General features: G+C 70.6%; 5 protein-coding genes. All 5 read left to right on the top strand.

The features are described from left to right. Positions 1 to 4 precede the first annotated feature (4 nt). On the top strand, positions 5 to 967 hold the full coding sequence (locus VFF97_RS03870) for an aspartate carbamoyltransferase catalytic subunit (RefSeq protein ID WP_325032180.1): 963 nt from the start codon (positions 5 to 7) through the stop codon (positions 965 to 967). Beyond that, positions 964 to 2313: a dihydroorotase gene (locus VFF97_RS03875; RefSeq protein ID WP_414684219.1), complete on the top strand. Its 1350-nt coding sequence runs from the start codon at positions 964 to 966 to the stop codon at positions 2311 to 2313. Before VFF97_RS03870 ends, VFF97_RS03875 begins: the two co-directional genes overlap by 4 nt. Continuing rightward, complete coding sequence (locus VFF97_RS03880) at positions 2310 to 2810, top strand: hypothetical protein (protein ID WP_325032181.1); 501 nt, start codon at positions 2310 to 2312, stop codon at positions 2808 to 2810. The genes VFF97_RS03875 and VFF97_RS03880 overlap by 4 nt, the downstream gene beginning before the upstream one ends. Beyond that, complete coding sequence (carA, locus tag VFF97_RS03885; protein ID WP_325032182.1) at positions 2807 to 4033, top strand: glutamine-hydrolyzing carbamoyl-phosphate synthase small subunit; 1227 nt, start codon at positions 2807 to 2809, stop codon at positions 4031 to 4033. Before VFF97_RS03880 ends, carA begins: the two co-directional genes overlap by 4 nt. After that, positions 4033 to 7222: carbamoyl-phosphate synthase large subunit (gene carB, locus VFF97_RS03890; protein WP_325032183.1), on the top strand; the 3190-nt coding region annotated here is incomplete at its 3' end. The genes carA and carB, both read left to right, overlap by 1 nt.

The raw sequence follows: 7222 nt of genomic DNA on the forward strand, positions 1-7222 counted from the left end.
TCGCATGAGGCACCTGCTCGACACGAAGACCCTCTCGCGCGATGCCGCGCTGCGCATCCTCGACGTCGCGGAGGACATGGCCGACACGCAGCAGCGCGAAGTGAAGAAGCTGCCGACGCTGCGCGGCAAGACCGTCGTGAACCTCTTCTTCGAGGACTCCACGCGCACGCGCATCTCGTTCGAAGCGGCCGCGAAGCGGCTGTCGGCGGACGTCATCAACTTCTCGGCGAAGGGCTCGAGCGTCTCGAAGGGCGAGAGCCTGCAGGACACGGCGCAGACGCTTCAGGCGATGGGGGCGGATGCGGTCGTCATGCGCCACGGGGCATCCGGAGCGCCCCGCACTCTCGCGACGAGCGGCTGGATCACCGCGGGGGTCGTGAACGCGGGCGACGGGACGCACGAGCATCCGACGCAGGCGCTCCTCGACGCCTTCACGATCCGCAAGCGGCGGTTCGGCGCGGACAGCCGCGGGCGCGACCTCAGCGGGCTCGCCGTGACGATCGTGGGCGACATCCTGCACTCGCGTGTCGCACGCTCGAACGTGTGGCTGCTGCACACGCTCGGCGCGAGCGTGACCCTCGTGGCGCCGCCGACGCTCGTGCCGCAGGACGTGTCGGCATGGCCCGTGCGCGTGCTCTACGACCTCGACGCGGCGGTCGCCGAGGCGCCCGACGCGCTCATGATGCTGCGGATCCAGCTCGAGCGCATGAACGCCGCGTATTTCCCGACCGAACGGGAGTATTCCCGCAGGTGGGGGCTCGATGCGACGCGTTTGGCGGGCCTCGCGGCGGATAGCATTGTCATGCACCCCGGTCCCATGAACCGCGGGCTCGAGATCTCCGCCGACGCCGCCGACTCGTCCCGGTCGACGGTGCTCGACCAGGTGGCGAACGGCGTGTCGGTGCGGATGGCGGTGCTGTATCTGCTCCTGGCGGGGGAGCGCGACGACGATGGGAGAGCCGCGTGACGGCCCTGGGACACGCCGCCGAGAGCGGCAGCTCGGCAACCGAGACGCTGCTGTTCCGCGGCGCATCGCTCGAGGGCACCGGCGCGCTCGACCTGCTCGTCGAGGACGGCATGATCGTCGAGACCGGCGTCGGGCTCAGCCGCGCGGGCGCGACGGTGGTCGACGTCGACGGACTCGTCATGCTCCCCGGCCTCGTGGATCTGCACACCCACCTGCGCGAGCCGGGGTACGAGGCATCCGAGACGGTCCTCACCGGATCGCGCGCCGCGGCTGCGGGCGGCTACGCGGCCGTCTTCGCGATGCCGAACACCTCGCCCGTGGCCGACACGGCGGGGGTCGTCGAGCAGGAGCTCGCCCTCGGCGAGGCCGCCGGCTTCGTGACGGTGCAGCCGATCGGCGCGGTCACGGTCGGGCAGAAGGGCGAGCGCCTCGCCGAGCTCGGTGCGATGGCCGACTCGCGTGCCCGCGTGCGCGTCTTCAGCGACGATGGATTCTGCGTGTGGGACCCGCTCATCATGCGCCGCGCCCTGGAGTACGTGAAGGCGTTCGACGGGGTGATCGCGCAGCACGCGCAGGACCCGCGGCTCACCGAGGGCGCCCAGATGAACGAGGGCGTCGTCTCGGCGGAGCTCGGCCTCGCCGGGTGGCCCGCGGTCGCCGAGGAGTCGATCATCGCGCGCGATGTGCTCCTGGCCGAGCACGTCGGATCGCGCCTGCACGTGTGCCACCTCTCGACGGCCGGCTCGGTCGAGATCATCCGGTGGGCGAAGCATCGCGGTGTGAACGTGACCGCCGAGGTCACGCCGCACCACCTGCTGCTGACCGACGAGCTCGCGCGCGGCTACGACGCGCGATTCAAGGTCAACCCGCCGCTGCGGCGCGAGGAGGACGTCCTCGCGGTGCGCGAGGGGCTCGCCGACGGCACGATCGACATCGTCGCGACCGACCACGCGCCGCATCCGCCCGAGGCGAAGGCGTGCGAGTGGCAGGCGGCCGCGAACGGCATGGTCGGCCTCGAGAGCGCGCTGCGCGTCGTGCAGCTCGCGATGGTCGACACGGGGCTCATCACGTGGGCCGATGTCGCGCGCATCATGAGCCGCGAGCCTGCCCGCATCGGGCGACTCGAGGGCTTCGGCACGCCGCTGACGCCGGGGCACGCGGCATCCGTCACCTTCTACGACCCGACGCCCGTTCGGACGTTCTCGACGCACGACCTGCGTGGCCGCAGCGCGAACTCGCCCTACCTCGGTCGCGAGCTGCCCGGCGAGGTGCGCTGGACCCTGCACCGCGGAGTGCCGACCGTCGTCGACGGAGCCCTGCTCGACGAGCCGGGGGTGCGCGCATGACCCGCGAAGGAGCCGTCGCGATCATGATCGCGGCCGCCGTCGTGATCCTCGCCGCCCTCGCCCTCGGGTGGTGGCTGCGCGCGCGCCGCGACCGCGGACTGCGCGCCCCGTTCGGCGAGCCGCCGGTCGGCGCCGTGGCGGCGCACTGGTTCCCCGCGTTGTACGTAGCGACGACGCGCCACGACGAGCCGCTCGAGCGGCTCGCGATCAAGGGGCTCGCGTTCCGCTCGAAGGCCGAGCTCATCGTGGCCGACTCGGGCCTCGTCATCGACCTCGCGGGGCAGCCCCGCATCCACGTCCCGGCCGAGCGCATCGCGTCGGTCGGTCAGTCCACCGTCGCGATCGACCGCGTCGTCGAGAAGGACGGCCTCGTGCGGGTCACGTGGCGCATCGACGACGCGACGCTCGTCGACTCGTACTTCCGGCCGCAGGACGCCTCGGCCCGCGCGCTCGCCGACGCGATCGCCCCGCTCACCACGACAGGAACCGACGCATGACCTCGCTGTTCACGACCGATCCCGCGGTCCTCGTCCTCGAGGACGGCACCCGCCACGTCGGGCGCGCGTACGGAGCGCGCGGTACGACGCTCGGCGAGGTCGTCTTCGCGACGGGCATGACCGGCTACCAGGAGACCCTCACCGATCCGTCGTACGCCGGTCAGATCGTGCTGCAGACCGCGCCGCACATCGGCAACACCGGAATGAACCAGGAGGACCCCGAGTCCCGCCGCATCTGGGTGTCGGGCTACATCGTGCGCGACCCCTCGCGCGTCGTGTCGAACTGGCGGGCCGACGAGTCGCTCGACGACGCGCTCGAGCGCGACGGCATCGTCGGCATCAGCGGCATCGACACGCGCGCGGTGACGCGGCACATCCGCTCCGCCGGCAGCATGCGAGGCGGCATCTTCTCGGGCGACTCCGCGTCGATCGAGCCCGACGAGCAGCTCCGCCTCGTGCGCGAGGCGCCGCAGATGGCCGGGCTCAACCTGTCGGCGCAGGTCTCGGTCCCCGTCGCGCAGGTCACGCCCGCGAAGGGCGAGCGGATCGGCAACCTGGCTGTGCTCGATCTCGGGGTCAAGCAGGCGACCGTCGACAACCTCGCGGCGCGCGGGTTCGAGGTCCACGTCCTGCCGCAGAACGTCACGATCGACGAGCTGCGCGCGATCGAGCCGGTCGCGGTGTTCTACTCGAACGGACCGGGCGACCCCGCGGCATCCGACGCCCATGTCGAACTGCTGCGCGGCGTGCTCGACGACGGGCTTCCGTTCTTCGGCATCTGCTTCGGCAACCAGCTTCTCGGCCGCGCGCTGGGCCTCGGCACCTACAAGCTGCCGTTCGGCCACCGCGGCATCAACCAGCCGGTGCTCGACAAGTCGACCGGCCGCGTCGAGATCACGGCTCACAATCACGGCTTCGCGGTCGACGCGCCGGTCGAGGGGGAGTTCGACAGCCCCGCCGGCTACGGCCGCATCGAGGTGAGCCACGTCGGCCTCAACGACCGCGTCGTCGAGGGCCTGCGTGCGCTCGACATCCCGGCCTTCTCGGTGCAGTACCACCCCGAGGCGGCCGCAGGGCCCCACGACGCCAACTACCTGTTCGACCGCTTCCGCGACATGGTGCTCGCCTCGCTCGCGGAGCGGGAGATGCGCGCCCAGCGAGACCCCTCGCATGGTGAGCGAGCGCAGCGAGACGAAGCGTCGACGACCGGAGAGAACGACTGATGCCCAAGCGCGACGACATCCAGAGCGTCCTCGTGATCGGGTCGGGCCCGATCGTCATCGGCCAGGCCGCCGAGTTCGACTACTCGGGCACGCAGGCGTGCCGCGTGCTGCGTGCCGAGGGGCTGCGCGTCATCCTCGTGAACCCCAACCCGGCGACGATCATGACCGACCCGGACTTCGCCGACGCGACCTACATCGAGCCGATCACGCCCGCCGTGATCGAGACGATCATCGCGAAGGAGAAGCCGGATGCCATCCTGCCGACGCTGGGCGGCCAGACGGCGCTGAATGCGGCGATCGCCCTCCACGAGCAGGGGATCCTCGACAAGTACGGCGTCGAGCTGATCGGCGCGAAGGTCGACGCGATCCGCAAGGGCGAGGACCGGCAGATCTTCAAGGAGCTGGTCGTCGCGGCCGGCGCCGACGTCGCGGCATCCGTCATCTGCCACTCGATGGAGGAGCTGCTCGCCGGCGCCGAGAAGCTCGGCTACCCGCTCGTCGTGCGCCCGTCGTTCACGATGGGCGGACTCGGGTCGGGCTTCGCGTTCGACGAGGAGGACCTGCGGCGCATCGGCGGCGCGGGTCTGCACGATTCGCCGACGAGCGAGGTGCTGCTCGAGGAGTCGATCCTCGGATGGAAGGAGTACGAGCTCGAGCTCATGCGCGACACGGCCGACAACACGGTCGTCGTGTGCTCGATCGAAAACGTCGACCCCGTCGGCGTGCACACCGGCGACTCGATCACCGTCGCGCCCGCGCTGACCCTCACCGACCGCGAGTACCAGAAGCTGCGCGACATCGGCATCGACATCATCCGCGCGGTAGGCGTCGACACGGGCGGATGCAACATCCAGTTCGCCGTCGACCCGGAGACGGGCCGCGTGATCGTGATCGAGATGAACCCGCGCGTCTCGCGCTCGTCGGCCCTCGCCTCGAAGGCGACGGGCTTCCCGATCGCGAAAATCGCGGCGAAGCTCGCGATCGGCTACCGCCTCGACGAGATCCCGAACGACATCACGAAGGTGACGCCGGCGAGCTTCGAGCCGACGCTCGACTACGTCGTCGTGAAGGTGCCGCGCTTCAACTTCGAGAAGTTCCCCGCGGCCGACACGACCCTCACGACGACCATGAAGTCGGTCGGCGAGGCGATGGCGATCGGACGCAATTACGCGACCGCGCTGCAGAAGGCTCTGCGCTCGCTCGAGAAGCGCGGATCGAGCTTCCACTGGGGCGACGAGCCGCGGTCGGTCGACGAGCTGCTCGAGCTCGCGAAGACCCCGACAGACGGCCGCATCGTGCTGCTGCAGCAGGCGCTGCGCAAGGGCGCGACGGTCGAGCAGGCGTTCGAGGCGACGAAGATCGACCCGTGGTTCCTGGACCAGATCGTGCTCATCAACGAGGTCGCCGAGTTCGTGCGCACCGCGCGCGAGCTCGACGCGCACACCCTCCGCGTCGCGAAGGAGCACGGGTTCAGCGACGCGCAGATCGCGCAGTTGCGCGATGACGCCGAGGCGGAGGTGCGCGGCATCCGTCACGCCCTCGGCGTCCGTCCCGTCTACAAGACGGTCGACACGTGCGCGGGGGAGTTCCCGGCGCTGACGCCCTACCACTACTCGAGCTACGACGCCGAGACCGAGGTCGCGCCCTCGGATCGCACGAAGGTCGTCATCATCGGCTCGGGACCGAACCGCATCGGCCAGGGCGTCGAGTTCGACTACTCGTGCGTGCATGCGTCGTTCGCGCTGTCGGCGGCGGGCTACGAGACCGTCATGGTCAACTGCAACCCGGAGACGGTCTCGACCGACTACGACACGAGCGACCGCCTGTACTTCGAGCCGCTCACGCTCGAGGATGTGCTCGAGGTGCTGCACGCCGAGTCGCAGTCCGGCCAGATCCTCGGCGTGATCTGCCAGCTCGGCGGCCAGACGCCGCTCGGCCTCGCGAAGGGCATCCAGGACGCCGGCTACCGCATCCTCGGCACGAGCCCCGACGCGATCGACCTCGCCGAGGAGCGCGGGCTGTTCAGCGGCATCCTCGCGTCGGCGGGCCTCGTCGCGCCGCGCCACGGAACGGCGATCGACGTCGAGGGCGCGGTCGCCGTGGCGGAGGACATCGGATACCCCGTGCTCGTGCGCCCGAGCTTCGTGCTCGGCGGCCGCGGCATGGAGATCGTCTACGACACCGCGAGCCTGCGCGACTACTTCGACCGCATCGCGGACCAGGCGATCATCGGCCCGGGCCTCCCGCTGCTCGTGGACCGGTTCCTCGACGACGCGATCGAGATCGACGTCGACGCCCTGTACGACGGCGACGAGCTGTACGTCGGCGGCGTGATGGAGCACCTCGAGGAGGCCGGCATCCACTCCGGCGACTCGAGCTGCGCACTGCCGCCCATGTCGCTCGGCCGCTCCGACATCGACCGCGTGCGCGATGCGACGCGCGCGATCGCCGAGGGCGTCGGCGTGCGCGGGCTCATCAACGTGCAGTTCGCGATCAGCGCGGGCGTGCTCTACGTGATCGAGGCGAACCCCCGTGCGAGCCGCACCGTGCCGTTCGTGTCGAAGGCACTCGGGATCCCGCTCGCGAAGGCCGCCGCCCGCATCATGGCGGGCGCGACGATCGCCGAGCTCGTCGCCGAAGGTCTCCTGCCGCCGGTCGACGGCTCGCGCGTGCCCTTCGGCGCACCGGTCGCCGTCAAGGAGGCGGTGCTTCCGTTCAAGCGCTTCCGCACGGCGGACGGTCACATCGTCGACTCCGTGCTCGGGCCCGAGATGCGCTCGACGGGCGAGGTCATGGGCATCGACCGCGACTTCCCGACGGCGTTCGCCAAGAGCCAGGAGGCCGCGTACGGCGGCATGCCGCTGTCGGGCACCGTGTTCATCTCGGTCGCCGACAGCGACAAGCGGGCCGTGATCCTGCCGGCGCACCGTCTGCAGCAGCTCGGCTTCTCGCTCGTCGCGACGGAGGGCACCGCCGAGATCCTCGGCCGCAACGGCATCGACGTGACCCTCGTGAACAAGTACAGCCAGACCCAGACGACGGGGGAGAAGAACATCGTCGACCTCATCAACGAAGGCGAGATCGACATCGTCGTGAACACGCCGAGCGGCGGCGCGGCGCGTGCCGACGGCTACGAGATCCGCGCGGCGGCCGTGGCCGGGGACAAGGCCCTCTTCACGACGATGGCGG

Origin of the sequence: Microbacterium sp. (assembly GCF_035687345.1) — a bacterium.
Taxonomy (GTDB): domain Bacteria; phylum Actinomycetota; class Actinomycetes; order Actinomycetales; family Microbacteriaceae; genus Microbacterium.

What these genes read in the sequence shown, in the direction of transcription:
- carA (WP_325032182.1), top strand. Translation starts at nt 2,807, where the DNA reads ATGACCTCGCTGTTCACGACCGATCCCGCGGTCCTCGTCCTCGAGGAC.
- VFF97_RS03870 (WP_325032180.1), top strand. Translation starts at nt 5, where the DNA reads ATGAGGCACCTGCTCGACACGAAGACCCTCTCGCGCGATGCCGCGCTG.
- VFF97_RS03880 (WP_325032181.1), top strand. Translation starts at nt 2,310, where the DNA reads ATGACCCGCGAAGGAGCCGTCGCGATCATGATCGCGGCCGCCGTCGTG.